The organism is Acidovorax sp. GW835-FHT14B10, from assembly GCF_058793725.1.
Map to the genome: position 1 here is coordinate 60,250 of NZ_JBXAGC010000011.1, position 25,653 is coordinate 85,902.

General features: G+C 66.5%; 24 protein-coding genes. 7 read left to right on the forward strand and 17 right to left on the reverse strand.

Features of this window, described 5'->3' with window-relative positions:
• Positions 1-51 precede the first annotated feature (51 nt).
• The 7 genes from AC1Q5S_RS10435 to amaB all read right to left on the reverse strand — a co-directional run bounded on the left by AC1Q5S_RS10435 (position 52) and on the right by amaB (position 8,374).
• Complete coding sequence (locus tag AC1Q5S_RS10435; RefSeq protein WP_303835844.1) at positions 52-282, reverse strand: hypothetical protein; 231 nt, start codon at positions 280-282, stop codon at positions 52-54.
• Complete coding sequence (locus tag AC1Q5S_RS10440) at positions 279-1,484, reverse strand: Y-family DNA polymerase (protein WP_303835874.1); 1,206 nt, start codon at positions 1,482-1,484, stop codon at positions 279-281. Before AC1Q5S_RS10440 ends, AC1Q5S_RS10435 begins: the two co-directional genes overlap by 4 nt.
• 235 nt (positions 1,485-1,719) lie before the next feature.
• Positions 1,720-3,405 carry a thiamine pyrophosphate-binding protein gene (locus AC1Q5S_RS10445; RefSeq protein ID WP_492238827.1) on the reverse strand — a complete coding sequence of 562 codons (1,686 nt, stop codon included), beginning with the start codon at positions 3,403-3,405 and terminating at the stop codon, positions 1,720-1,722.
• Positions 3,406-3,428: 23 nt separating this feature from the next.
• Entirely contained in the window at positions 3,429-4,655 is a 1,227-nt protein-coding gene (locus AC1Q5S_RS10450; RefSeq protein WP_303835853.1) for a pyridoxal phosphate-dependent aminotransferase, read from the reverse strand.
• On the reverse strand, positions 4,652-5,569 hold the full coding sequence (locus tag AC1Q5S_RS10455) for an amino acid ABC transporter substrate-binding protein (RefSeq protein WP_303835855.1): 918 nt from the start codon (positions 5,567-5,569) through the stop codon (positions 4,652-4,654). The genes AC1Q5S_RS10450 and AC1Q5S_RS10455 overlap by 4 nt, the downstream gene beginning before the upstream one ends.
• A gap of 49 nt (positions 5,570-5,618) precedes the next feature.
• A complete protein-coding gene (locus AC1Q5S_RS10460) occupies positions 5,619-6,815 on the reverse strand; it encodes an NAD(P)/FAD-dependent oxidoreductase (protein WP_492238828.1) in 1,197 nt (398 codons plus the stop codon).
• A 23-nt stretch (positions 6,816-6,838) separates the two neighbouring features.
• Positions 6,839-8,374 carry an L-piperidine-6-carboxylate dehydrogenase gene (amaB, locus tag AC1Q5S_RS10465; protein ID WP_492238829.1) on the reverse strand — a complete coding sequence of 512 codons (1,536 nt, stop codon included), beginning with the start codon at positions 8,372-8,374 and terminating at the stop codon, positions 6,839-6,841.
• 244 nt (positions 8,375-8,618) lie between these two features.
• Between amaB and AC1Q5S_RS10470 the strand changes: the two genes are divergently transcribed.
• Positions 8,619-9,530 (forward strand): LysR family transcriptional regulator, encoded by a 912-nt coding sequence (locus AC1Q5S_RS10470; RefSeq protein WP_303835861.1) that lies wholly within the window; start codon positions 8,619-8,621, stop codon positions 9,528-9,530.
• A 300-nt stretch (positions 9,531-9,830) separates the two neighbouring features.
• Here the strand turns inward: AC1Q5S_RS10470 and AC1Q5S_RS10475 are convergent, their stop codons facing one another.
• The 4 genes from AC1Q5S_RS10475 to argH form a co-directional block, all read right to left on the reverse strand.
• The gene (locus AC1Q5S_RS10475; RefSeq protein WP_492238830.1) at positions 9,831-10,994 is read right to left on the reverse strand and encodes an alpha-hydroxy acid oxidase; all 1,164 of its coding nucleotides are present in this window, start codon (positions 10,992-10,994) and stop codon (positions 9,831-9,833) included.
• Positions 10,995-11,134: 140 nt separating this feature from the next.
• Entirely contained in the window at positions 11,135-11,467 is a 333-nt protein-coding gene (locus AC1Q5S_RS10480; RefSeq protein WP_369693255.1) for a diguanylate cyclase domain-containing protein, read from the reverse strand.
• A 386-nt stretch (positions 11,468-11,853) separates the two neighbouring features.
• Positions 11,854-12,840: a Bug family tripartite tricarboxylate transporter substrate binding protein gene (locus tag AC1Q5S_RS10485; RefSeq protein WP_303835865.1), complete on the reverse strand. Its 987-nt coding sequence runs from the start codon at positions 12,838-12,840 to the stop codon at positions 11,854-11,856.
• A 155-nt stretch (positions 12,841-12,995) separates the two neighbouring features.
• Entirely contained in the window at positions 12,996-14,456 is a 1,461-nt protein-coding gene (gene argH / locus AC1Q5S_RS10490; protein ID WP_303835867.1) for an argininosuccinate lyase, read from the reverse strand.
• Between the two features lie 51 nt (positions 14,457-14,507).
• On the opposite strand from argH, the gene AC1Q5S_RS10495 reads away from it, so the two are divergent.
• Together AC1Q5S_RS10495 and AC1Q5S_RS10500 are read left to right on the forward strand one after the other, a co-directional pair.
• Positions 14,508-15,656, forward strand: a complete 1,149-nt coding sequence (locus AC1Q5S_RS10495) for a sensor histidine kinase (RefSeq protein ID WP_303835869.1) — start codon at positions 14,508-14,510, stop codon at positions 15,654-15,656.
• On the forward strand, positions 15,653-16,402 hold the full coding sequence (locus AC1Q5S_RS10500) for a LytR/AlgR family response regulator transcription factor (protein ID WP_492238831.1): 750 nt from the start codon (positions 15,653-15,655) through the stop codon (positions 16,400-16,402). Before AC1Q5S_RS10495 ends, AC1Q5S_RS10500 begins: the two co-directional genes overlap by 4 nt.
• Positions 16,403-16,498: 96 nt before the next feature.
• Here AC1Q5S_RS10500 and AC1Q5S_RS10505 read toward each other — a convergent pair whose 3' ends face one another.
• Both AC1Q5S_RS10505 and AC1Q5S_RS10510 read right to left on the reverse strand, forming a co-directional pair.
• Complete coding sequence (locus AC1Q5S_RS10505; protein ID WP_492238854.1) at positions 16,499-17,947, reverse strand: aminotransferase class V-fold PLP-dependent enzyme; 1,449 nt, start codon at positions 17,945-17,947, stop codon at positions 16,499-16,501.
• Between the two features lie 45 nt (positions 17,948-17,992).
• Positions 17,993-18,460: a Rid family detoxifying hydrolase gene (locus AC1Q5S_RS10510; RefSeq protein ID WP_303838289.1), complete on the reverse strand. Its 468-nt coding sequence runs from the start codon at positions 18,458-18,460 to the stop codon at positions 17,993-17,995.
• 382 nt (positions 18,461-18,842) lie between these two features.
• Here AC1Q5S_RS10510 and AC1Q5S_RS10515 point away from each other — a divergent pair, with 382 nt between their 5' ends.
• From AC1Q5S_RS10515 to AC1Q5S_RS10525, 3 genes are all read left to right on the forward strand, one after another.
• Positions 18,843-18,998, forward strand: a complete 156-nt coding sequence (locus AC1Q5S_RS10515; protein WP_303838292.1) for a hypothetical protein — start codon at positions 18,843-18,845, stop codon at positions 18,996-18,998.
• Between the two features lie 155 nt (positions 18,999-19,153).
• Entirely contained in the window at positions 19,154-20,584 is a 1,431-nt protein-coding gene (locus AC1Q5S_RS10520; RefSeq protein ID WP_492238832.1) for a cache domain-containing protein, read from the forward strand.
• On the forward strand, positions 20,581-21,309 hold the full coding sequence (locus AC1Q5S_RS10525) for a response regulator (RefSeq protein WP_303837968.1): 729 nt from the start codon (positions 20,581-20,583) through the stop codon (positions 21,307-21,309). Before AC1Q5S_RS10520 ends, AC1Q5S_RS10525 begins: the two co-directional genes overlap by 4 nt.
• Positions 21,310-21,348: 39 nt before the next feature.
• Here AC1Q5S_RS10525 and AC1Q5S_RS10530 read toward each other — a convergent pair whose 3' ends face one another.
• Positions 21,349-22,215, reverse strand: coding sequence for a ZIP family metal transporter (locus AC1Q5S_RS10530; protein WP_303837970.1), 867 nt, complete (start codon positions 22,213-22,215; stop codon positions 21,349-21,351).
• Positions 22,216-22,599: 384 nt separating this feature from the next.
• Here AC1Q5S_RS10530 and AC1Q5S_RS10535 point away from each other — a divergent pair, with 384 nt between their 5' ends.
• On the forward strand, positions 22,600-23,490 hold the full coding sequence (locus AC1Q5S_RS10535) for an NAD-dependent epimerase/dehydratase family protein (RefSeq protein WP_303837971.1): 891 nt from the start codon (positions 22,600-22,602) through the stop codon (positions 23,488-23,490).
• A gap of 81 nt (positions 23,491-23,571) precedes the next feature.
• Here the strand turns inward: AC1Q5S_RS10535 and AC1Q5S_RS10540 are convergent, their stop codons facing one another.
• Genes AC1Q5S_RS10540 through yghU form a run of 3 tightly spaced genes read right to left on the reverse strand, consistent with a single transcriptional unit; the run spans position 23,572 to position 25,613 of the window.
• Entirely contained in the window at positions 23,572-24,072 is a 501-nt protein-coding gene (locus AC1Q5S_RS10540; RefSeq protein ID WP_303837972.1) for a flavodoxin family protein, read from the reverse strand.
• A gap of 7 nt (positions 24,073-24,079) precedes the next feature.
• Positions 24,080-24,712 carry a glutathione S-transferase family protein gene (locus AC1Q5S_RS10545; protein WP_303837974.1) on the reverse strand — a complete coding sequence of 211 codons (633 nt, stop codon included), beginning with the start codon at positions 24,710-24,712 and terminating at the stop codon, positions 24,080-24,082.
• Positions 24,713-24,734: 22 nt separating this feature from the next.
• On the reverse strand, positions 24,735-25,613 hold the full coding sequence (yghU, locus tag AC1Q5S_RS10550) for a glutathione-dependent disulfide-bond oxidoreductase (protein ID WP_303837976.1): 879 nt from the start codon (positions 25,611-25,613) through the stop codon (positions 24,735-24,737).
• Positions 25,614-25,653 lie beyond the last annotated feature (40 nt).

Consider the following 25,653-nt stretch of genomic DNA (forward strand, 5'->3'; position numbering starts at 1 on the left):
GTGATCTCCCGAAAAACGGGAAAATCACTGTAAGTTTTTTGTAAGAATTCGTCAAGAAATACCGCTGACCTCCCGGCGCAGGGTATGCATTTCATGGCGTTGTCCGGCCTGCCGCACCTCGGCCGGCTTGGTGCGCACCGACAGCCAGGCGCGCGGCTTGCCGTTTTCCATGGTGGACGGGACGTTGGCCCGCACCTCGTAGATACCGCCGTCCTTGCGGCGGTTTTTCACCCGCCCGGCGCAGGAGTGGCCGTGCCCGACGGTGGAGCGCAGCAGGGTCAAAACAGCGGCGCGGTGTGCGGATCTGCCTTGCGCGCGGGGCGGGTGCTGGCGGCAACGGGCTCGCCGCCTGCCAGCGGGTGCTCGGACAGGCGCACCAGCGCGCCCACCCGCACGCCCAGCAGCCGCAGACGACGGTCCAGCGGCACGCGCTTGAGGCACAGCCCGGCCACGCGGCGGATGGTGGCCGCGTCGTGCGTGGGTTCCGCAATGGTCTGGTCGCGCGTGGCAATCCTGAAGTCGTCATAGCGCAGCTTGATGCCAATGGTTTTACCCACGTAGCCCTTGCGCTGCAGGTCCTCGGCCACACGCTGGCACAGGTCGGTGAAGATGCGCGAGAGCTCGGCCTTGTCGCGCACGGCGTGCAGGTCGCGCTCGAACGTGGTCTCGCGGCTCATGCTCACGGGCTCGCTCTCGGTCACCACGGGGCTGTCGTCCTGGCCCCAGGCCACGCGGTGCATCCAGGCGCCGGTCGATTGGCCGAAATGGCCCATCAGCCATTGCGCATCCTGTGCCGCCAGCTGGCCGATGGTCTCGATACCCAGCCGCGCCAGTTTTTCGCCCGCCTTGGGGCCGATGCCGTTGATCTTGCGCACATGCAGTGGCCAGATGCGGGCTTGCAGGTCCTCTGCGTAAACGATGGAGATCCCGTTGGGCTTGTGGAACTCGCTGGCCATCTTGGCCAGCAGGCGGTTGGGCGCCACGCCGATCGAGCAGGTCAGGCCCGTGGCGTCGAAAATGCTTTTCTGGATGAGGCGGGCCAGCACACGCCCGCCCTCGCGCTGGCCTCCGGGCACATCGGTGAAGTCGATATAGACCTCGTCCACGCCCCGGTCCTGCATCACCGGCGCGATCTCGGTGATGGTGCGCTTGAACAGGCGCGAGTATTTGCGCACCTCGTCAAAGTCCACCGGCAGCACGATGGCCTGAGGGCACAGCCGCGCGGCCTTCATCATGCCCATGGCCGAGCCCACGCCAAACTGCCGCGCGGCATAGGTGGCGGTGGTGATCACACCCCGGCCCACGTAATCCTTGAGCAACGGGAAATCGGCCACGGGAATAAAGCGCGGCTCACGCGGCCCCGTGCCATCGGGGCTTTGCAGCAGCCAATCGTCCACCTTGCGCCGCCCACCGCCAATCACCACCGGCAGGCCCTTGAGCTGCGGGTAGCGCAGCAACTCGACGGAGGCAAAGAACGCATCCATGTCGAGATGGGCGATGCGGCGCAGCTTGCCGCCTGAGGCAGGCTGTGCGGGCGGAAGTTCGGCAGGCAAATCGGTCTCGGCGGCGGTCACACCCGGTATTGTGCGCGGCGGCTTGCCATCCAGGGCCTTGCGATCACCCCGCCACTGCCTGGAGCACTACCGCCGGCCACGCGCCACACGCTCCCCCACCCCGATGAAGGCCAGCATCAGCAACCCCGTAATTGCCCGACGTCCGCTACTGCTTGGCGAGCGCTGCGCTGCGAATGCCCTGCAGTGTACCGGTGGGCGTGATGGCCTCCGGGTCGATCAGGCAGTGCAGCACGCTCGGCAGGCCACTGGCACGCGCGCGGGCCAGGGCGGGGGCGAAATCTGCGGTGCGCTCCACACGCTCGCCGTGGCCGCCGAAGGCCTGGGCATAGGCCTTGAAGTCGGGGTTCTTGAGCTGTGTGGCGCTGATGCGGCCGGGGTACTCGCGCTCCTGGTGCATGCGAATGGTGCCGTACATGGCATTGTCCAGCAGCACCACGATGAGGGGCAGGCCGTATTGCACGGCGGTGGCGAACTCCTGGCCGTGCATGAGGAAGTCGCCATCACCCGCAAACACCAGCACCTCGCGCTGCGGCCACAGGCGCTTGCCGCCCACACCGGCGGGCAGGCCGTAGCCCATGGAACCGCTGGTGGGCGCCAGTTGGCTCGCATAGGTGGTGAACGGCCAGAAGCGGTGCACCCAGGTGGCGAAGTTGCCCGCGCCGTTGCAGAAGATGGCGTCGGCCGGTAGCACGTCCTTCAGATGCTGCATCACCTGGCCCATCTGCAAGTCACCGGGGATGCGGATGGGTGCCGGGTCGCTCCAGGCCAAATACTCCGCGTGAGCGGCTTCGGTGTGTGCCTTCCAGGGCACACCGGCCGTGGGGCGCACCGCATTCAGCGCCGCAGTGAATGCCTGCGGTGTGGCGTGGATGGCCTGTGTGGGGCGATAGAGCTTGCCCAGCTCATCGGCGTCAGCATGAATATGCACGAAGGACTGCGCAGGCGTGGGAATGCCGAACAGCTCATAGCCCTGCGAGGGCACTTCAGACAGGCGCCCGCCCGCCACCAGCACCAGGTCCGACGCCTGGATGCGCGCCAGCAGCTTGGGGTTCACGCCCAGGCCCAGGTCGCCGCCGTAGCACGCGTGTGTGGCTGGAAACAACATCTGGCGGCGGAACGAGCAGTACACCGGCAACGACCACGCCTCAGCGAACGCGGTGAACTCGCGAACGGCCTGCTCGGACCAGCGGCTGCCGCCCAGAATCGCCACAGGGCTCTTCGCAGCTTGCAGGCGCTGAAAAAGCTCGGCCATCTGTACGGCGCCGGGGTGCGTCTCCGTCACCTGGTAAGGCGATGCATCGGCCACCGCAGCGGCTTCGGTCAGCATGTCCTCCGGCAGTGCCACCACCACAGGGCCGGGGCGGCCGGAGGTGGCCACATGGAAGGCGCGCGAGACCAGCTCGGGCACGCGCGCCGGATCGTCGATCTGCACCACCCACTTGGCCATGGTGCCGAACACGGCGCTGTAGTCGAGCTCCTGAAACGCCTCGCGCCCCATGGCGCCGCGCGCCACCTGGCCCACGAACAAGATCATGGGGGTCGAGTCCTGGTGCGCAATGTGAATGCCTGCCGAAGCATTGGTGGCACCCGGCCCGCGCGTCACAAAGCAGATGCCGGGCTGGCCGGTGAGCTTGCCCTGCGCCTCGGCCATCATGGCCGCGCCGCCCTCCTGGCGGCACACGGTGACGGCAATCTGCGCATCGTGCAGGGCGTCGAGCACGGCCAGGTAGCTTTCGCCGGGCACGCAAAAGAGCTGCCTCACGCCGTGGGTGATGAGCTGCTGCACCAGTATCTGGCCGCCGGTGCGAGGGGTAAGGGAGGTCGTGTTCATATCAGCGGTATCGGATCAAAAATTCAGAACAGTGCCCGGCAGGCGCGCTGGATGCGCGCGCAGGCTTCTTGCAAGTCGGCGGTAGATGCAGCGTACGAGATGCGGAAGTATGGCGCCAGCCCCAGCACGCCGCCGGGCACCACGGCGACATGGTGCTCACGCAGCAGGTAGGCGCAGAAGTCGGCATCGGTGCGCAGCAGCATGCCGCCGGGCGTGGTGCGGCCCAGCACGCCTTCGCAACTGGCAAAGGTGTAGAAAGCGCCCTCGGGCACGCGGCAGCGCAGTCCTGGCGATGTATTGAGCGACGCCACCACCAGATCGCGCCGCGCCTGAAACGTGCGGCAGCGCGCGGCCACCACGTCCTGCGGGCCGGTCAGCGCCGCCACGGCCGCCGCCTGGCTGATGGACGAGGGGCACGACGTGGCCTGGCTCTGCACCACGGCCATGGCCGCGATGAGTGCCTTGGGGCCTGCGCCATAGCCCAGGCGCCAGCCCGTCATGGCATAGGCCTTGGAGATGCCGTTCACCGTCAGCGTGCGCTCGCGCAGCGCAGGCCGCACGGCGGCCGGCGTGGCAAACGCGCGGCCGTCGTACAGGATGTGTTCGTAGATATCGTCCGCCAGCAGCCACACCCGCGGGTGGCGCTCCACCACCTCCAGCACGGGGCGCAATTGCTCGGCGCTGTAGGCCGCGCCGCTGGGGTTGGACGGCGAGTTGATGAACACCCAGCGCGTGCGCGGCGTGATGGCAGCCTCCAGCTGCTCGGGCGTGACGCGAAAGCCATTGGCCTCGGTACAGGGCACGACAACGGGCACGCCCCCCGCAATCAACACCATGTCGGCGTACGAGGTCCAGTACGGCGCGGGCAGGATCACCTCGTCACCGGGGTTCACCGTGGCCATCAGCGCGTTGTAGAGGATCTGCTTGGCACCGGCACCGGCGGTGATCTCATTGAGCGCAAAGCTGAGCCCGTTGTCATGCTGGAACTTGTGCTGGATGGCGGCCTTGAGTTCGGCCGTGCCATCCAGCACCGTGTAGTGCGTCTCCCCCCGCGCCATGGCCTGCTGCGCGGCCTCCAGGATGTAGTCCGGCGTGTCGAAGTCCGGCTCGCCCAGGCCCAGCACGATCACGGGCTGGCCCTGGCGCTTGAGCTGGTTGGCTTCTTGCGTCAGGCGCACGATTTCCGAGACGCCGATGGCGCCCAGGCGGTCGGCTGCGCGGAAGGCCGTGGCGGGGATGGACGCGTTCATTGCTGGTAAGTCTCCAGGGGTTTGTCGTTGGGGGCGGCAAACAGCTGGCGCAGCATGGTGCCCAGCGGCAGGTTCAGGCTCACTTTCTTGGGCGGAATGGGGGCCACGAACCACTTGGTGTAGATCTTTTCCATCTCGCCGCTTTGCATGAACTTGGTGAGCACGCCGTCTACCGCCGCCTTGAAAGTGGGGTCGTCCTTGCGGAACAGCAGGGCAATGGGCTCGGCGCCCAGGGGCTCGCCCACGATGCGGTAGGCCGATGGGTCCTTGGAGTTGGCAATCATCCCGGCCAGCAGGTTGTCGTCCAACACAAAGGCGTCGGCGCGGCCGGATTCCAGCAGCATGAAGCTCTCGTGGTGGTCCTTGCCCAGCACCGTCTTGATGGGGGCGCCCAGCGTGCGCTCTTGCCTGCGCAGCAGCTGCACGGCGGTTGTACCCGTGGAGGCCGCAATGGTGCGGTTGCCCAATTGGCTGATGGATTTGAGGTCCGAATCCTTGCGCACGGCCATGCGCACTTCACTCACGTAGGTGGTCACGGCAAAGGCCACCTGCTGCTGGCGCGCGGTGTTGTTGGTGGTGGGGCCGCAGCCAATGTCCAGCGTGCCGTTTTGCACCAGGGGCAAGGTGTTCTGCGCGGTCACGGCAATGTATTCGAGCTTGGCCTGGGGCACGATTTCCTTGAGCACGCGCTCGCACAACTCGACGTGGTAGCCCACGTACTTCTCGTTGGCGCCCAGCGCATAGGCCATGGGCGGCGAAGTCTCGCGCACGCCCAGCACCACCTTGCCCGATGCCTTGATCTTGTCGAGCGTGCTGGTGCCAGGGGCCTGGGCATGCGCGGGGGCCAATGCCGTGCACGCGAATGCCAGACCTGCGGCAAGCGCAGTGAGCGTTGCCTTGCGGAAAGATGCCATGTCGTTGTCTCCTTGTGTGTTGTGGATGGCAGGTTGAGAAAAGCGGAACTCAGATCACGTTCTTTTCGCGCAGCGGCTGGTGGCGCGCAATGCGCTCGATGGACAGCGGCGACAAGTCCAGGCTCTGGTAGCGGCCGGTCAGAATCCATTCGGCCAGGCCGCGCCCCACAGCCGGGCACTGCTGCAGGCCATGGCCCGAGAAGCCGTTGGCAAACACCAGGTTGTCGCAAGCGGTGTGCGGGCCCAGCAACGCGTTGTGGTCAAAGGTGTTCATCTCGTAGTAGCCCGCCCAGGCGCCCTGCATGCGCAGTGCCTCAAAGCCGAGAATGCGCTCGGCCAGCGTGGGCCAGATGTGGTCCTCGAACGCGGCGTACTCGGGCTCCAGCGGGGCAAAGTCGGCATCGTTTTCTGGCGCGGGGGTAAAGCCGCAGATAAAGCCCTTGCCCTCCGGTCGCAGCCAGATGCCGCTGGTGTCGATCAGCAGTGGGCAGCCCGGCAGCGCGGCAGGGCTGGCGAGGTTGAACACCGTGCGGCGCTTGCCGACCACGGGCAGGTCAATGCCCGCCCAGCCGGCAATAGCAGCTGCCCAGGGACCTCCGGCGTTCACGGCGCAGCGACAGGGCAGCACGGCACCGCTGTGCAGGCGCACCGCGTTCACATGCAACACGCCGTCACTGGCCGCCGTGTCCAGCCCCACGGCCTCATCGGCCACGTAGCGCACGCCCTGGCTCTGCGCCTTCTTGCGCAGGGCCGTGAGCAGCAGATACCCATCGAACCAGCCCTCGCCCGACAGGCCCAGCGAGCCCAGCACCACATCCTGCAGCGCCAGCCATGGAAAGCGCTCGGCCAGTTGCTGCGGGCCCAGCAGCGCCACATCGGCACCGTGCTGCTTTTGCAGTGCATGGTTCTCGCGCAACGTGGCCTCACCGGCCTGGGTGGCCAGGTACAGGTAGCCACCTTCGTGCAGACCAATATCAGGCACGTCGCCATGGCACGCCAGCAGCTGGCCCACGTTGCGCAGAAAACCGATGCCAAACGCCGATATCTGGATGTTGATGTCGGTGGAAAACTGCTGGCGGATGGAGCTGGCCGACAGCGCGGAGGATGCCCGCGCGTAGGTCGGATCGCGCTCGACCACCACCACTTCACAGCCCGGCTGCTGCAGCGTGAGGAAGTACGCAATCGCGCTGCCAATGACGCCACCGCCAATGATGACGATGGGGTGTGAGGCCTTAACGGTCAACATGGGCGGTGCCAGCAGCGCGTGGGTTACACGTCAAACGTAACGCCCTGCGCCAGCGGCAGTGCGGTGGAGTAGTTGATGGTGTTGGTGGCACGGCGCATGTAGGCCTTCCAGCTGTCCGAGCCCGCTTCACGCCCACCGCCGGTTTCCTTCTCGCCGCCAAACGCGCCGCCAATCTCGGCACCGCTGGGCCCGATGTTCACGTTGGCGATGCCGCAGTCCGAACCGGCGGCCGACATGAACAGCTCGGCCTCGCGCACGTTGAGCGTGAAGATCGACGACGACAGGCCTGCACCCACGGCGTTGTTCATGGCAATGGCTTCGTCGATGGTGCGGTAGCGCACCACGTACAGGATGGGCGCAAAGGTCTCGTGCAGCGCGGGGCCTTCGTGTTTTTGCAGCTCCACCAGCGCGGGGCGCACGTAGTAGGCATCCGCACCACCCACACCTTCCACGCGGCCACCGCCGTGTACCGTGGCGCCCAGCGCGCGGCTTTGCTCCAGCGCCTTGTGCATGCCGTCAAATGCAGCGCGGTCGATCAGCGGGCCCACCAGCGTGCCGGGCGCGCGCGGGTCACCCACCTGCACATTGGCATACACCTTGGCCAGTTGGGGCACCAGTTGGTCGTACACGCTCTCGTGCACAAACAGGCGGCGCAGCGTGGTGCAGCGCTGGCCCGCCGTGCCCATGGCGGCGAACGCAATGCCGCGCAGGGCCAGGTCCAGATCCGCCGTGGGTGCCACGATGGCCGCATTGTTGCCCCCCAGTTCCAGAATGCCGCGTGCAAAACGCGCTGCCAGGCGCGGCCCGACCGCGCGGCCCATGGCGGTGGAGCCCGTGGCCGACAGCACGGGCACGCGGGCGTCATCCACCAGCACTTCGCCAATGTCGCGCTGGCCCACGATCAGCTCCAGCAGGCCCGCGGGCGCATCGCTTCCAAACCGCGCCATCGCACGCTGCGCAATGGCGTGCGTGGCCAGGGCGGTGAGCGGGGTTTTCTCGGACGGTTTCCACACCACCGAATCACCGCACACCAACGCCAGCGCCGCGTTCCACGACCACACAGCCACCGGGAAGTTGAAGGCCGAAATCACGCCGCACACGCCCAGCGGGTGCCAAGTTTCCATCATGCGGTGGCCCGGGCGCTCGGTGGCCATCGTCAGGCCGTACAGCTGGCGCGACAGGCCCACGGCAAAGTCGCAGATGTCGATCATCTCCTGCACCTCGCCCAGGCCTTCGGACGGAATCTTGCCCGCCTCGATGCTCACCAGCAGGCCCAGGTCCGCCTTGGCGGCGCGCAGCTCTTCGCCCAGCAGGCGCACCAGCTCGCCCCGGCGCGGTGCGGGCACATTGCGCCACGCCTGGAAGGCCGCATGTGCGCGGCCGATGGCGGCGGTGGCGTCGGCAGGGCTGTGCTGCAGCACCTGGGCCAGCACCTCGCCCGTGATGGGTGAGCGCGCAGCCAGCGTGCCTCCCGTGTAGGCCGCACGGGGCACGCCCAGGCGCTGCAGCAGTTGATCGGCTTTGGACACCAGGGAAGCGGCGGTAAGGGTTGCAGGCATGGCGGCTCGCAAAAGTGAAAAGGGTGTGGAGAAACACAACAGCGCAAGAGAACCCACGCCATGAATGCACCAATATCCGCCAATACCGCCCCAATGGATAGCAAAAAAATGGAACTACTTCATCACAATGGAGAATGAAGTGCCTGAAATTGCAGCGCTGCTCGCGCATACCCTGTATGCGCTGTAACGCAAACCAGTGCACAGACTGCCAACACCCATCATTCCCCCAACGCATGATCCACGCATGACCCTGCTGCGCCGCACCTTCCTGCCCTCCACCGCCGATCTGCTGGCCTTTGAGGCCGCGGCGCGCCACCAGAGCGTGTCCCGCGCGGCCGAGGAACTGCACCTCACGCAAAGCGCCGTGTCGCGCCAGATCCGCCAGCTCGAAGAGCAGATCGGCACCGCCCTCTTCCACCGCGTGCGCCAACGCATGGTGCTGACGGACGCGGGCCGCGTCTATGCCGCCGACGTGCAAAACGTGCTGCAGCAACTGTCGGCCAGCACGCAAAAAGCCATGGCTTTCTCCAGCGCCGACGGCCTGCTCAACCTGGCCGTGCTGCCCACGCTGGGTACGCGCTGGCTCATCCCGCGGCTGGGTGGGTTCATGGCGCTGCACCCCGAGGCCATGGTCAACTTCTCGGCCCGCACCGAGCCCTTTGACTTTGCGGGCACGCCGTTTGACGCGGCCATCCACTTCGGCGCACCGCACTGGGCCGGCGCCGTGTGCGAATACCTGATGCACGAAGAAACCGTGCCCGTGTGCAGCCCCAGCTACCGCGACCGCCACGACATCCGCACTCCGCAGGACTTGACCCGCGTGGTGCTGCTGCAGCAAAGCACCCGCCCCACGCAATGGGCCGAATGGTTCGCGCTGGTGGGCGCCCCCACCGCCTTGGCCCTGCGCGGCCCCCAGTCCGAACACTTCTCCATGATCGCCCAGGCCGCGGTCTCCCACCTGGGCGCGGCGCTGTTGCCGCGCTTTCTGATCGAGCAGGAACTGGCGGCGGGGAGTCTGGTGGAGCTGTCGGACCAGGTGCTGACGAGCACCGATGCGTATTACCTGGTCTACCCCGAGGCGCGGGCGCAGACGCCGTTGGTGAAGGCGTTCAGGGATTGGGCGGTAGGCGAGTGTGCGGGGCAGCGACAGGGGTGAGGGCAATAGATGCCAGCAAGGAACAACCATTGCCATGGCGTCGAGGAACTCGCGCTTGCGGGTGCGCTTGATGGTGTTGCTCAGGCCAGGCTACCTTGCTTCATGCGCTTATTGTCTTGGCTTCAGGCCTGTTCAATCACATCGCACAGAGATCCGAGGCGTGGTGGGGCGCCGCACGGGGGCACTGAAGGACTCTGCCTACTCGCCCGCGCTGCGCGCGAGCAAGATCCTGTGGACGCGTGCCACGCTCAAGGCCTGGTTGCATCGGTGGCGGCCACCCGATGATGCACCGGCCTGGACTCAGGCGATGGGATAGGTGCCAGGCAGCAGGATGCCACGGTCCACCGTATCGATGTCCGTATGGCCGCAGAACGCCATGGTGATATCGAGCTCTTTTTGAATGATCTCCAGCGCCCGGGTTACGCCCGCCTCGCCGTAGGCGCCCAGGCCATACAGAAAGCTGCGGCCGATCAGCGTGCCGCGCGCGCCCAGAGCGCGGGCCTTGAGCACGTCCTGGCCACTGCGGATACCGCCGTCCATCCACACCTCGATGTCCTTGCCCACCGCCTCGGCAATGGCCGGCAGCGCGGCAATCGACGAGGGCGCACCGTCGAGCTGGCGGCCGCCGTGGTTGCTGACGATGAGCGCGTCGGCCCCGCTGTTGGCCGCCAGGCGCGCGTCTTCGGCGTCCATGATGCCCTTGAGGATCAGCTTGCCGCCCCAGCGCTTCTTGATCCACTCCACGTCGCCCCAGTTGAGCTGCGGATCGAACTGCTCGGCCGTCCAGGACGACAGGGAAGACAGGTCGCCCACGCCCTTGGCATGGCCCACGATGTTGCCGAAACTGCGCCGCTTCGTGCCCAGCATGCCCAGGCACCAGTGCGGCTTGGTGGCCAGGTTGATGAGGTTCGTGAGCGTGGGCTTCGGCGGCGACGAGAGGCCGTTCTTGATGTCCTTGTGGCGCTGGCCGAGGATCTGCAGATCGAGCGTGAGCTGCAGCGCCGAGCAGCCGGCGGCCTTGGCGCGGTCGATCAGGCGTTCAATGAAATCGCGGTCGCGCATGACATACAGCTGGAACCAGAAACCGGGGCCGGCATGCTGGGCCACGTCTTCGATGGAGCAGATGCTCATGGTCGAGAGCGTGAACGGTATGCCGAACGCCCTGGCCGCGCGCGCGCCCAGAATTTCGCCATCGGCATGCTGCATGCCGGTGAGGCCCGTGGGCGCAATCGCCACCGGCATGGCCACGTCCTGGCCGATCATGGTGGTGCGGGTGCTGCGCCCTTCCATGTTCACAGCCACGCGCTGGCGCAGCTTGATGCCCTGGAAATCGGCGGTATTGGAGCGGTAGGTGCCCTCGGTGTACGAGCCTGAATCGGCATAGTCATAGAACATGCGCGGCACGCGGCGCTGGGCAATGACACGCAGGTCTTCGATGCAGGTGATTTTGGACAGATTGGGCACGCGGACACTCCAGGTAACAGATGGGTTGGTGTCGAATGGTAGGCCGCGGCGCATGCCAGGGCCATCAAATTTATTTGCGCGGCCTTGCAACAAATTTCGCGCCAGCAAGCCAGCGGCGCGGCACCTCAGCACAAAATTTCCTAAAAACGACCTCCAGCGCTTGTACAGCAAGCGCTAAAAGCGCTTACTGAAGGAGCAAACTGGCGCAGTCCCGCTTTCTTGCGCCACCCGCACGGGCTCGGCATCCGCGCCCGCATGCAGGCGAAACTGCCGCCGGCCTCCGTGAGGCGCTGCGCGATCTGCACCAGCAATTCGTCGCTCCCGTCGTGGCCCAGCGTATCGTTGACCTGCTTGAAGCCATCGAGATCGATGCACATCACGGCATTGCCAATGGCCTTGAGCGTCAGGTGCATGCGCTCTTTTTCTTCGAACAGCGCGTCTTCCATGCGCTTGCGCTCGGCGATGTCGGTCACCCGCACAAAGATGCCGCGCACCTGATCGGACGCCTGGCCAAATCACTCCACATAGGCATGGCTGGCAAAGCGGTTGTGCAGGTTGCGGTCCCAGTGGGAAGAGACAGACAGGCGCACAAGGGGTCTGCGCACCGTGCGCCCGCCCGGGCCCTGGCGCCAGTCACCAGCCAGTCACCATCGAGCAGGCCCGCCAGCTGCATGGCGAGGGTGCTGGCGCCGTGCGTGCACTGGTTCCACAGGTTGCCCCAGGCAGCGGCCGATGCGGCACGCCAATCGCCGCATTGCAGGCGCTTACGAGAACCGCGGCACCTGCCTGCATCGCACGCCCAGGGCTTCTGGCGCCTTGCGCGGGCCGACGAGGGCGTGAAGGGCCGCGTTCGCGCCGCCTATTGCGGCACAAACCCGCTGGCCTTGATGATCTGGCGCCAGGTGTCGGTGTAGGCGTTTTCGCGCGCGGCCAGTTGCTGCGGCGTCATGAAGCCCACCGTGAGGCCCATGGCGGTGAGGCGCTCGCGCACCTCGGGTTCGCCCACCACCTTGGCCAGCGCCACGGCGAACTGGTTGAGGAGTTTCTGCGACGTCCCGACCGGGGCATAGAAGCCGTAATACGGCAGGTCGGCAAAGCCCTTGAGGCCCAGTTCGTCCAACGTGGGCACCTGGGGCATGGCCGCCTGGCGCTTGGTGCCCAGCACCGCCACCACCCGCAGCTTGCCGGCCTTGTGGTTTTCCATGAAATCCTGCACCGAGCCCACGCCCGCGCCAATCTGGTTGCCCAGCATGTCGGCCATCATGGGTGCCGCACCCCGGTAGGCTGCCGACACCAGATCGAGCCGGAATTTCTCGCCCACCAGCTTCACCAGAAATTCTGGCGTGGAGGCCGGCGCCGGAATGCCCACGGTGCCCTTGCCGCCACCCTGCGTACGCACCCATTGCACGTATTCGTCAAAGTTTTTGGCCGGGGTGCCGCCCGACACGGCAAAGGCATTCACAAAGGTGGCAAAGCCGGCCACGGGCACGAAGTCATGGTCGGGCTGGTAGCCGGGGGTTTTCACCACCAGCGGCAGGATGGAGATGGTGTGGTCGTGCGTCAGAAACACCGTGCTGCCGTCGGGCGGCGAAGCCTTGAGCACCTGCGCGGCAATCTGCCCGCCGGCGCCGGGCCGGTTTTCCACCACCACCGGCACGCCCAGCGCGTCCTTGAGCCGTTCGGACAGCGTGCGCGCAATGGCATCGGTGCCGCCGCCCGGCGGGAAGCCCACCAAAATGCGCACCGGCTTGGCCGGCTGGGCCAGGGCGGTGGACAGGGCCAGCGCCGCCGCCAGGGCGGCCAGGCCGCGCAGGGCAAGCGGCATCAGGGTGCGACGCAAAGTCATATCCAACTCCTCAGGAAAATACCGGGCGGAGAACGCGGCAAGACGGGATGGAGCGCAGGATGCACCTGGCTTCACGCGCGCTCAAATGCTATTGAATAAAGAGCATATTGCGCAATACCCCAGAGCGCCAGCGCCACATGTCATTCAAAAACCGGTCATGCAGCCAGGCGTGCCTGGTGGCGGGCGATCTGCGCACGCACCTGCGCAGGCGCAGTGCCACCCAGCGTGTTGCGCGCATTGAGCGAACCGCGCAGGCTCAAGCACTCGTACACATCCTTTTCGATCTGCGGGTGAAAGCCCTGCAGCACGGCCAGGGGCAGCTCCGACAGGTCGCAGGCGTGGGTGGTGGCGGCCTTCACGGCATGGGCCACGGTTTCGTGGGCATCGCGGAACGGCAGGCCCTTCTTCACCAGGTAGTCGGCCAGGTCGGTGGCGGTGGCGTAGCCCTTGAGCGCGGCCTGCTCCATGGCGGTCGCGTTGACGGTGATGCCGCCCTCTTTCTTGCCCGTGGCGGGGTTGGGTTGGCCACCCACCATTTCGGCAAAGATGCGCAACGTGTCCTTGAGCGTATCCACGGTGTCGAACAGCGGCTCCTTGTCTTCCTGGTTGTCCTTGTTGTAGGCCAGGGGCTGGCCCTTCATCAGGGTGATCAGTCCCATGAGGTGGCCGACCACGCGGCCGGTCTTGCCGCGTGCGAGCTCGGGCACGTCGGGGTTCTTCTTCTGCGGCATGATCGAACTGCCGGTCGTGAAGCGGTCGGCGATCTTGATGAAGCCGAAGTTCTGGCTCATCCAGATGATGAGTTCCTCGGACAGGCGGCTCACATGCACCATGCACAGGCTGGCGGCGGCGGTGAACTCGATGGCGAAGTCGCGGTCGCTCACGGCGTCCAGGCTGTTCTGGCACACGCCGTCCATGCCCAGGGTACGCGCCACGCGCTCCCGGTCCAGCGGGTAGGTGGTGCCGGCCAGGGCCGCGCTGCCCAGGGGCAGCACGTTGGTACGGCGGCGCACATCGGCCATGCGCTCGGCGTCGCGCTGGAACATTTCCACATAGGCCAGCATGTGGTGACCAAAGCTCACGGGCTGCGCCACCTGCAGGTGGGTGAAGCCGGGCAGGATCACCTCGACGTTCTGCGCGGCCACATCGACCAGCGCCACCTGCAGCGCTTTCAGCAGATCGCCAATCAGGTCGATCTCGCCGCGCAGCCACAGGCGCACGTCGGTGGCCACCTGGTCGTTGCGGCTGCGGCCGGTGTGCAGGCGCTTGCCGGCATCGCCCACCAGCTGCGTCAGGCGCGCCTCGATGTTCAGGTGCACGTCTTCGAGGTCGAGTTTCCATTCGAAGGCGCCGGATTCGATTTCCTCTTTGATCTGCGCCATGCCGCGCTGAATACTGGCGTGGTCGTCAGCGCTGATGATGCCCTGCACGGCCAGCATGTCGGCATGCGCGAGGCTGCCCGCGATGTCGGCCTGCCACAGGCGCTTGTCGAAGAACACGCTGGAGGTGTAGCGCTTGACCAGATCGCTCATGGGCTCGGAAAACAGCGCCGACCAGGCCTGGGCCTTGGTGTCGAGCTGGTTGTGGGAGGGGGTCGTGGCTTGGCTGGTGGGCATGGCAGGGCAATAATCCGGTGGAACTGACACCCGGAACACCCGGATGCCGCAATGCAAAACAAGCAAATTTTATCGACCCAGCCCCTGGACCTGGAATTGGCGCCCGCAAAGCCGCGCCTGCTGGGCAAAGTGCAGCGGGCGCTGGTGTTCGATGCCTGCCATGTGGGCGTGGTGCTGCGCGCCGTGCTGTTTGTGGAAATCGTGCTCGGCGTGGGCGCCATGTATGGCGCCAGCACACCGCTGGAGTGGCTGGCCCGCGTGTCGCTGCTCACCAGCGGCGCCCTGCCCGCCACGCTGGTCTGGCTGATTGCCGCCTGCAGCCTTAAGACCCTGCTGCAGCGCCTGGACACGAACGGGCAATTTGCGGCGGGCGTGGCGCTGGGCACCCTGGCGGGGCTGTATGCCTGCGCCATGCTGGCCCTGGTGGGCATGGCGGAGCAGCCGCCCTGGCTGGCCAGCGCGGCCAGCGGCGCACTGCTGTCGGCGGCGCTGGTGGCCGCCCTGGTGATGCGCGCGCGCGGGCGCACCCCGGCGGCCACCACGGCGCGCCTGACCGAGCTGCAGTCGCGCATCCGGCCGCACTTTCTGTTCAACACCCTCAACAGCGCCATCGCCCTGGTGCGCGAAGAGCCGGCCAAGGCCGAATCGCTGCTCGAAGACCTGAGCGATCTGTTCCGCCATGCGCTGGTCGAGCAAAGCGAATCGGTCACGCTGGCCGAAGAAATCACGCTCGCGCGGCGCTACCTGGCCATCGAGGAAGTGCGCTTTTGCCAACGCCTGCAGGTGCAATGGAACCTGGACCCGCGCACCGACAACGCCCGCCTGCCCCCCCTGCTGCTGCAGCCGCTGGTGGAAAACGCCGTCAAGCACGGCGTGGAGCCCAGCGCCCGCGGCGGCAAGCTGCGCGTGCTGACCGAGCTGCGCGGCAGCCGCGTGGTGGTGCGCATCACCAATACCCTGCCCTCCACGGAAGGCAAAAACGGCGAGGGCGACGACACCGCCACCAGGGGCCACGGCATTGCGCTCGACAATGTGCGCGCCCGCCTGGCGCTGCTGCACGATGTGCAGGGCGCGTTCAGCGCGGGCGTGCAGGATGGCCTGTACCAGGTGCGCATCACCCTGCCGGCCACCGGCGTACCCCAGCGCACCGCGCCTGCCCAGGCAGCCCGAACCCCCACCCCGCGCCGCTCCCCTCCATGAACACCCTCATCGTTGACGACGAAGCCCTGGCCCGCGGCCGACTGCGCACCCTGCTGGGCGATTGCCAGGACACCGTGCCATGCACCGTGGGCGAAGCAGCCAACACGGGCGAGGCCCTGGCGCAGCTCACCCCCACTGGCGGGCGGGCGTTCGATCTGGTGCTGCTGGACATCCACATGCCCGGCCAGGACGGCCTGTGCCTGGCCCACGCCCTGCAGGCGCTGGCACACCCCCCGGCCGTGGTGTTCGTAACCGCCCACACCGACCACGCCGTGAGCGCGTTCGAACTCGACGCCGTGGACTACCTCACCAAGCCCGTGCGGCGCGAACGCCTGCTGCAGGCCCTGGCCAAGGCCCGGCGCAACAGCCGCAGCCCCGCACCGGCGGCAGCGCCCGGCGTTCCAGAAGGCGAAACCCTGCTGATACAGGACCGGGGCCGCACCGAGCGTCTGTCGCTGGCCGAGGTGCTGTATTTCAAGGCCGAGCAGAAATACGTGACCGTGCGCACCGCCACGCGCAGCTACATCATGGATGGCTCGCTGAGCGAACTGGAGACCAAGTTCGCCCCGCGCTACCTGCGCATCCACCGCAACGCGCTGGTGGCGCGCCGCGCCGTGCGCGCGCTGGAGAAACACTACGACCCCGAAGAGGGTGAGGGCTGGGCCGTGCGCCTGCAGGGGCTGGCCGAGCTGCTCATGGTGTCGCGGCGCCAGGTGGCCGCAGTACGCGAGGAACTGGCGGGTTGAATGCAGATGCGCCAGGCGGCACGCCTCGTGGGCGCGCCGCCTGGCGCGTGCGCCGGATGGGTGCAGTCGAACCCATCCAGGTGCGGCCGGTGTGCGTCACATCTTGCGCGACAGATCCCACATGGCGTCGACCAGCAGGTCGATGTCGCGCGCGTCGTGCCACAGGTGCGTCGAGACGCGCACGCCGTAATGGTCGGCCACCGCGCCGATGACGGAGAAGTTCGCACTGCGGATCACGAAACCCTGCGGGTAATCGCTGAGCATGCGGGCCACGAAGGTGCTGGACTTCTGCGCATTCATCACATCGTCCTTGTTCTGGAACGGATTGAACGAGGTGAGGGCCGAGAGCAGCTTGGGGTCGTCCTTGGGTGAATACAGCGCATCCACCCCCCAGCGCTCGGCAATTTTCTCTTTCAGGTAGGACGCCAGCGTGAGATCGTAGGTCTCGATCTTCTTGCGGCCAATGCTGTCCCACTGCGCGCAGGCCTGCACCAGCGCCTGGAACATGGGCGTATGCACGCTGCCACACGAGGTGACGGACGCCGCGACGTCGTAGGTTTCCTTGCTGGTGGTCGTGCGCTCGAGCGCCTGGTAGGCGCTGGTGTGGACCGGATACCACTTGGGCAGCGGCAGCGGGTTCGAGGCCCGGATCTTGTTGCGCACGATCAGGATGCCCGTGGAGCTCGGCCCGCACTGCCACTTGTGGCCGGCACCCGACATGAAATCCATGCCCAGCTCGCCATAGTTGTAAGCCATCATACCCGACAGGTGGGCGCCATCGACGATGCTGATGAGCCCGTGCGCCTTCACCACCTCCATGAGGTCGGCAATGGGCAGCATGGTGCCGGTCTTGTAGGTGGGAGAGGACCACATCATGGCGCGCACGCGCTTGCCCGCGGCCTTGAGCGCGCGCACGCGCTCGTCGAACAGGCTCACGTAGGTGGCGGCGGTCTGCTGGTTGCCCACGGGCAGCGCGATGCGCGAAACCTCGATGCCATAGCGGTCCTGGGCGATCTTGAGCGGCGTGTCGCCACCACCATGCTCGTGGTTGGTGGTGACGACCACGTCGCCCGCCTTCCAGTCGATGCCCAGGATGGCGTGGCACATGCCCGAGGATGTATTGGCCGAGAAGGCCAGCTCATCGGGGTCCACGCCAAAGCCGGGCGCCACCTGCCTGCGCAGGTCGAGCAGATTGCTGTAGCCATTGCCCGAATCGGCGGCCTTCTTGCGGTTCTCGGTATCAAACACGTCCAGCACCAGCTTGGGCATGGAGCCGGCGGTGCCGATGTTCATGTAGGTCTTTTCGGGCTTGAGCGTGAACATGTTCTGTACGCCAGTCCAGAAAGCCTCGTCTTTCATAAGCTGCTCGCGCAGGGCTTCGGACACGGTGGCGGCGCCACTGCTGCCGCAGGCCGCCAGCGGACCCAGGGCGGCCGCTCCGGCGCCATAGCCCAGAATGCGCAGGAAATCCCGCCGCTTGGATGTCCAGCGGCGGGAATCGTCCCCCCCGTCAAGAGGCATGCCTGCGGCCGCGGGGGCCGCCATCACTGAGGTGTTTTCTTTCACGGTGACTCCTGTCGAGGTGGGGGTTCAGCGGCGGCCGACGATGGCAGCGATTTCGATCTTCACGTCGCGCGGCAAGCGCGCAACCTCCACGGTGGCGCGGGCCGGCGCCGCACTGCGGAAATATTCGCCATACACCTTGTTCATGGCGGCGAATTCATTGAGATCTTTCATGTAGACCGAAGTGGCCAGCACGTCCTCATAGGACAGCCCCTGCGAGCGGAGCTTGGCGCCAATGAAATCCAGCACGGCGCGGGTCTGCTCCTCGATGGTGGTTCCGTTCACGGCCGTGCCCGCGGCGTTCAGCGGCAGCACCCCTGAAAAATAGATGGTGTTGCCATGCGACACCATCTGCGAATAGGGTCCGATCGCCGGATAGATCTGCGTGGTGGACAGCACTTCGCGCTTGCCCGGCGCAGCGCAACCCACCAGGGCCACCGCCAGCATGCCGCCGCCGAGGGCCGCTGCCAGACGCCGCATTTTTCGAATATCCATGGTTATTCCTCCGAAAGAACCCAACACCTGCGAATACCCTAAATACCGGGAATCAAACTCCAATCCGATATTCAAAAATACCGCAGCACTCGAGACGACCTGGTTCTTCGCACGGTGCTCTACCAAGGTCGCTTCTCGGAGAAATTCTAGGAAGCGGTTCCACGAAAAGATAATCGCTTTTTCCCCTACGCAACACTACGCAGACCGCCGCCCAAACGCACCAGATCGCACGGACCGGATGCCTCTGCCCACGCTCTCTGGTCGTCGCCGCCTCCCCTGTGCAAACGCAGGCAGTACGTCACTACTGGCGGCCAGCCGCGGCGCCTGTAGCGCACCCATCCGGCAGGCGGTGGCTGGCCACCAACGGGCAAAGGACCGCCCCATGCAAACCGGTCCCGCCACGCCCTCTCCAGAGCTTTCAGCCAATCAATCCATTGATTCATTGAATGGCCCCAAAAAACGCAGACTGTCCATCAAAAAATGCCATCCTGGATTTTCACAGGCCGCATCGGCCACCATTACCCGCGTTGGTGAATAAGCGTTCAACCACAGCCGATACCTGCACCGGAATTTCGCCGCGCGCATCCAGTGTGCAATGCATTCCGTCCCTGCGAAGCGTTGGGCCATGGGAACAAATCCCATTGACAAAAATCAAGACCAACCCATAGTTGGGGGCCCCCTCCTCACCTGCCCATGCAACTCCGGCTGAAAATCACGCTCCTGTCTGTGGTGCCCATCGTGGTCGCGCTGGGCTTGGTCGCGGTGACGGTGCAGCACCAGACCCTGAAGCTGGCGCACCAGGAGCGGGAACTGGTGGAGTCGGCCTATCTGCACAACAAGGAAACCGAGCTGCGGCATTACGTGCAACTGGCCCACAGTGCGTTGGCGCGCATCGTGAACAATGGCGATGCCCTGCAGGTCCAGCAGCGGCAGGCACTGGCCATGCTGGCGCAGATGCAGTTCGGGCAGGACGGCTATTTCTTCGTCTACGACAAGGACGGCAAGGTGCTGCTCGATGCCCGGCAGATGGGCCTGCAAGGCGTGGACCTGTGCGACCCCGACAGCCCCAATGGCGCATTGCCCGCACGCCTCATCCTCGACACGGCCCGCAATGGAGGGGGCCTGGTGCGCTACAGCTGGCAAAAACCCTCGTCCCAGCTCATGGTGCCCAAGCTGGGCTACGTGGCGTCGGTGCCCGGCTGGGACTGGGCCGTGGGCACGGGCCTGTACCTCGACGATGTACACAATGCTTTGCGCAAGATCGATGAAGGCGCCCAGGAGAACATCGCCGGCACGCGCTGGCGCATCTACGGCATCGCGGCCCTGTGCATCGTGCTGATCGGCGTGGCCGGGCTGGCGCTGAACCTGAGTGACCACCGCGTCTCCAGCGCCAAGCTGCGCCGGCTGGCCCAGCGGGTGGTGCATTCGCAGGAAGAAGAGCGCGTGCGCGTGGCGCGCGAGCTGCACGACGGTGTGGTGCAGGTGCTGGTGTCGTCCAAATTCATGTTGGAAACGGCCCAATCGCAGCTGCCCACGCCAGGCACACAGGATCCGCCAGCCCCGCGCCGCATGCTGGACCAGGGGCTGGAGCGGCTCAACCATGCACTGCTCGAGATCCGGCGCGTGTCGCACGCCCTGCGCCCGGCCTTGCTCGACGACCTGGGCCTGGCCCCTGCGCTCGCGCTCATGAGCCAGCAGGTGCAAAACCAGGGCGTGTTCGACATGCGCTTCGCATCGCGAGGCCAGGCACTGCCATTGCCCACCAGCCACAGCACGGCGCTGTTCCGCGTGGTACAGGAGGCCGTCACGAATGCGCAAATCCATGCGCAAGCTGCCCGGGTGGAGGTGGTGCTGCAATTCCAGCGCCGCCGCGTGACGCTGCAGGTGCGCGACGATGGCCGGGGCTTTGACGTGCGGCGCGTGCAACGCGACGGCCAGAACGGCATCGGCCTGCGCAACATGCGCGAGCGCATCGAAGGCCTGGGCGGCGAGTTTTCCATTGCCTCGGACCCGAGCGGCACCCGCATCGTGGCCGTGCTCGACCTCGCCGCGCAGGGCCGCACCGCGCCTGCATCCGCGTCCACACCCACCGACGATTTCGACGCTTCGCAGATGGCCGCATGACCCTTCCGATCCGCATTCTTCTCGTGGATGATCACCCTCTGGTGCGCGACGGCGTGCGCATGCGGCTGGAGGCCACCGGGCGCATCTGCGTTGCCGGCGAAGCCGCCAGCGTGGGCGAATCGCTGCCGCTGGCGCATGCCCTTGCTCCCGACATCGTGCTGACCGACATCCGCATGCCTGCCGCCAGCGGCATCCACCTCGCGGCCCTGTTTCGCGAACAGTTCCCGCTTGTGCGCGTGCTGGTGCTGTCCATGCACGACGATGCCGAGTACGTGCGCCGCGCGGTGTCGCTGGGCGCGCGCGGCTACGTGCTCAAGGATGCACCCGCGCAACAGCTCATTGAGGCCATCGAGACGGTGCATCGGGGGGAGTGCTATTTCAGCCCGGGCCTGGAGCAGTTGCTGGACGACGCGGGCAGCGTGGCGCGCTCCAACCGCTCGCTCACGCCGCGCGAGGCGAGCGTGCTGCAATGGGTGTCGGAGGGACGCTCGAACAAGGAAATCGCCGCATTGATGGGCACCTCGGTGCGCACCGTCGAGACCCACCGGCTCCACCTGCGACGCAAGCTGCGCATCGATGGGCAGGCGGCGCTCATGAAGTATGCGGTGGACCATGCCGACCTCACTCATGACCCGCTGCATACGGAGCCCGCAGCGCTGCTCGATCTACCAGCGCTTGGCATCGCCCCGCCAGGGCAGCACGCGCAATGCGCGCCGGGCACCTGAACTCACTGAGCCTCCCTCCCCCACTCGACGCGACGGCGATCAGTGGACGTGCGCCGCCCCACTCACCAGCATGACCAGCCCCATGCCCACCAGTAGCCAGACGATCTGGGTCAGCGTTTCGGGCGCCGAGAGGCGCTTTTGCAGCTGCGGAATCAGATCGGCCAGGGCCACATAGACAAAGCTGCTCGACGCCACGACCAGAAAATACGGCAGCCAGTCGTGCAGCTGCCCCACCAGGAAATACCCCACCAGCCCGCCCAGCGCCGTGACGGCACCGGCCAGCGACACCTTGACCAGCGCCATGCGCCGGTTGGGGCTGGTCTGGCGCAGCACCACGAGGTCACCCATGTGGTGGGGCACCTCGTGGGCCAGCACGGAAAACGCGGCAATCACCCCCAGCCGCATATCGGCCATGAAGGCAGAGGCAATCAGGATGCCGTCGCCAAAGCAATGCACGCTGTCACCGGTGAGCACGGCCCAGCCCCCGGCCTTGGAACCATGGTGGTGGGAATGATCATGGGAATGGGCTTGGTCATGGTCATGCCTCTGCTGCACGGCCACTGCATGATCGTGCCCTGTCGTGCCATGCCCGTTGGCAGGCAGCGCCCCATGGTTGTGCTCGTGGCCGTGGTGCCACAGCTCGGCCTTGTCGAGCAGAAAGAAAAACACCAGGCCCACCAGCAGCGTGGCGAACAGGTCGTGGGCGTCCACATGGCTTTCAAACGCCTCGGGCAGCAGGTGCATGAAGGCCGTTGCCAGCAAGGCGCCCGCCGCCAGGCTGAGCAGGCGCTGCGGCCCCACGCTGCCGCCACCGCCTCGCAGCCCTGCGCCCATGAGCAGCGCTGCCACCCATACGCTACCGATACCTGCCGCCAGGGTGGCCAAAATGATTGCTGCCAAAGTCATAGCTGTTTGCGCTTTTTGTATATGCCCCAGGGGCATTTTTTGATCAAGATCCGGTGCCTGATGCACCCCGAAAGAAGCCCCCCCCCCCGCTGCGGCCGGGGCGGCTGGTGCGCGGTAGTCGGCATGCAACGTGTGCGGCGCGCCGGGGTACACCACGAACTGCGAAACCCTGGCGACGGCCATGCCGCCGGCCAAGGCAATTTTCATCTTAGCAACCGTGTCAAGAGGGATGCCGGTGTTTTTTCACCGCCAAGGCGAGGATTGGCGAAAACCCAGGCAGCGGCCCAGGGCAAATGGGGCCTGCGCCCCCGCGCGGGCATGGCCGGGCAAAAAATCGCAAACCGGTCTATTGTCAAACCCTTCGCAGTTTTCGGGGGTCGCACCATGCACATCCTTCTCACCGGCTCCACCGGTTTCATCGGCCACACCCTGCAAGCGGCGCTGCAGCGCGCGGGCCACACCGTGCGCGGCGGTGTGTCGCCACGCCAGCGCACACTGCAGCCCGGCCAGGTGCCCATGGACTTTGCCCACGACACCACGGCTGCCGCCTGGCTGCCGCGCCTGGCGGGCATCGACGCCGTGGTCAACGCCGTGGGCGTGCTGCGCGACACGCGCGAGCGCCCCATCGACGCCGTGATGCGCGACACCGCCATCGCCCTGTTTGACGCCTGCGCCCAGGCCGGCGTGCAGCGCGTGGTGCAGATCTCGGCGCTGGGCATCGCAGGCAGTGCCACGCGCTATGCCCAGACCAAGCTGGCGGCCGAGGCGCATTTGAAAGGCCTGGCAGCACAGAACAAACTGCGCCCCGCCATCCTGCGGCCCAGTATCGTGTTTGGCAAAGGCGGCGCCAGCAGTGCGCTATTCATGAACCTGGCGCGCCTGCCGGTGGCGCTGTTCCCCGGCCCAGTGCTGGACGCGCGCGTGCAGCCCGTTTCGGTGCACGACCTGGCCGACGCCGTGGTCGCGCTGCTCGGCCCGGCGCTTCAGCAGACCGGCACCATCGAATGCACCGGCCCCGAGGCCCTGACCATGGGCGACTTCATCGCCAGCCTGCGCCAGCAACTGGGCCACCGCGCCGCCACCGTGCTGCGCCTGCCCGAGCCGCTGACGCACTTAAGCGCGCGCCTGGGCGACGCGGTGCCGCAATCACCCTGGTGCAGCGAAACCCTGGCCATGCTGGGCAGCGACAACGTAGGCAACCCGGCGGTGTTCGAGCAATTGCTGGGAAGAAAAGGCGTGCATTACAGCCAGCTGGTGGCCACGGCGTGGCGCTGAGGCGGCACCCCCTAGATTCAGGCCAAATCGGCCTCTGGCGCTTTCTGGATAAGCGCCATCAACTACCAACCCAATAGCCCATCAAAAGACCCCCAGCACCAACCCCGTCGCCAGCGCCTCACCCAGCGCCCGGCAGCGCGCCAGGTCTTCCTCCCCAATCTGCTTGGGCGCCAGGATGGCCTCGGGCGTTTGCGCGTGGGTGCACACGATCAGCGGCTCGGCCACGGCCTTGAGGCGCCAGCCGGTGGCAATGCGCGCGATCTGGCGCGCCGCGTTGCTGCCATCACTGCCCGCACAAACCAGGCTGGCGTAGGGACGGCCGTTGACCTGGTCGAGCACGGCGTAATAGCTGCGGTCAAAAAAATCCTTGAGCTGCCCGCTCATCGCCGCCAGATTCTCGGGCGTGGCAAACACATAGCCCTGGGCCGCCAGCACATCGGCAGGCCCGGCCTGGGCGGCATGCAGCAGGCGCACCTCACAGCCCGCTTCGGCGGCGGCACCGGCGCGCGCCGCTTCGGCCATCTGCCGCGTGCCACCCGTGAGCGAGTGGTAAACGATCAACAGGGTCTTGGCTGCGCTCATGAGGAGATTAAAGAGACATCGACGTCCGCTGCGCCATGGCGGCACGCCAGCGCAGCAGGTGCGGGTGCTGCTCGCCGGGCTTTTGCTTGACGACGCGCGCAAAGTCCACCGCCACCACGGCCGTGATGTCGGCCACGCTGAAGCGGTCGGCGGCCACAAAGTCGCGGCCCTCCAGGCGTTCGTTCAGCAGCGTGAAGAACTGCGCCACGCGCAGCAGCCCGCGCTCGGCCAGCGCGGGGATTTGCGGGTAGTTCACCGCGCCTGGCAGCGCCCGGTTGGCCATGGCGGGAGCGCTGTTGCGCAGCGCCTCGGCAATGGCCAGCAGGCCCTCGAACTCCACGCGCCAGTTCCAGCTGGCGATCTCGGCCTTTTCCGCGGGCGTCTCGCCCAGCAGCGGCGGGTTGGGATAGCGCGCTTCCAGGTACGCCGCAATGGCCGCGTTGTCGGTCAGCAGCAAACCATCGTCGGTGCGCAGGGCGGGCACCGTGCACTGCGGGTTGATGCGCCGATAGGCCTCGCCCAGCTGTTCGCCGCTGCGCAGGTCCACCGGCACGGTATCGTGGGCAACGCCTTTTTCGGCCAGCAGGATGCGGGCCCGGCGCGGGCTGGGCGCCGTGGCGCAGTCGTACAGGGTGATCATGGCAACTTCTCCTTCAGGGCGTTCAAACGGCAGGCGCCAGCTTGTCCTGGGTCTTGGTGTCGAAATCGCCGGCGTCATGGCGCTCATGCAACTGGCTGGCCGGCTCGCCCCAGGTGCGGTTGACCTTGCGGCCACGCTGCACGGCCGGGCGCTTGGCAATCTGGTCGGCCCAGCGCACCACATGGGTGTATTCCTGCACCTGCAGAAATTCACCCGCCTCGTAAAGCTGGCCCTTGGCCAGCGCGCCATACCACGGCCAGGCCGCAATATCGGCCACCGTGTAGGCATCGCCCGCCAGGTATTCGTGCGCGGCCAGGCGCTGGTTGAGCACATCCATCTGGCGCTTGACCTCCATGGCGTAGCGGTTGATGGGGTACTCGTACTTCTCGGGCGCATACGCATAAAAGTGCCCGAACCCGCCGCCCAGAAACGGCGCACTGCCCATCTGCCAGAACAGCCACGACAGGCACTCGGCCCGCCGGGCGGTCTCCTTGGGCACAAAGGCGCCAAACTTTTCCGCCAGGTACAGCAGGATGGCGCCGGACTCGAACACCCGCACCGGGTTGGCACCATCGCTGCGGTCCATCAGCGCCGGAATCTTCGAGTTGGGGTTCACGGCGACGAAACCGCTGCTGAACTGCGCGCCTTCCTGAATGGGCACCAGCCAGGCGTCGTACTCGGCACCGCCGTGGCCCAGCGCCAGCAGCTCTTCCAGCATGACAGTCACCTTGACGCCGTTGGGCGTGGCGAGCGAATACAGCTGCAGCGGGTGGCGGCCCACCGGCAGCTCCTTGTCGTGCGTGGCGCCGGCGATGGGGCGGTTGATGCTGGCGAATTTGCCGCCGCTTTCCTTGTTCCACTGCCAGATGGCGGGTGGGGTGTAGGGGGTGGTGTCAGGCATGCAGGGACTCCGAGGAGAAGGCTGGTGGGAACGGTGGCTG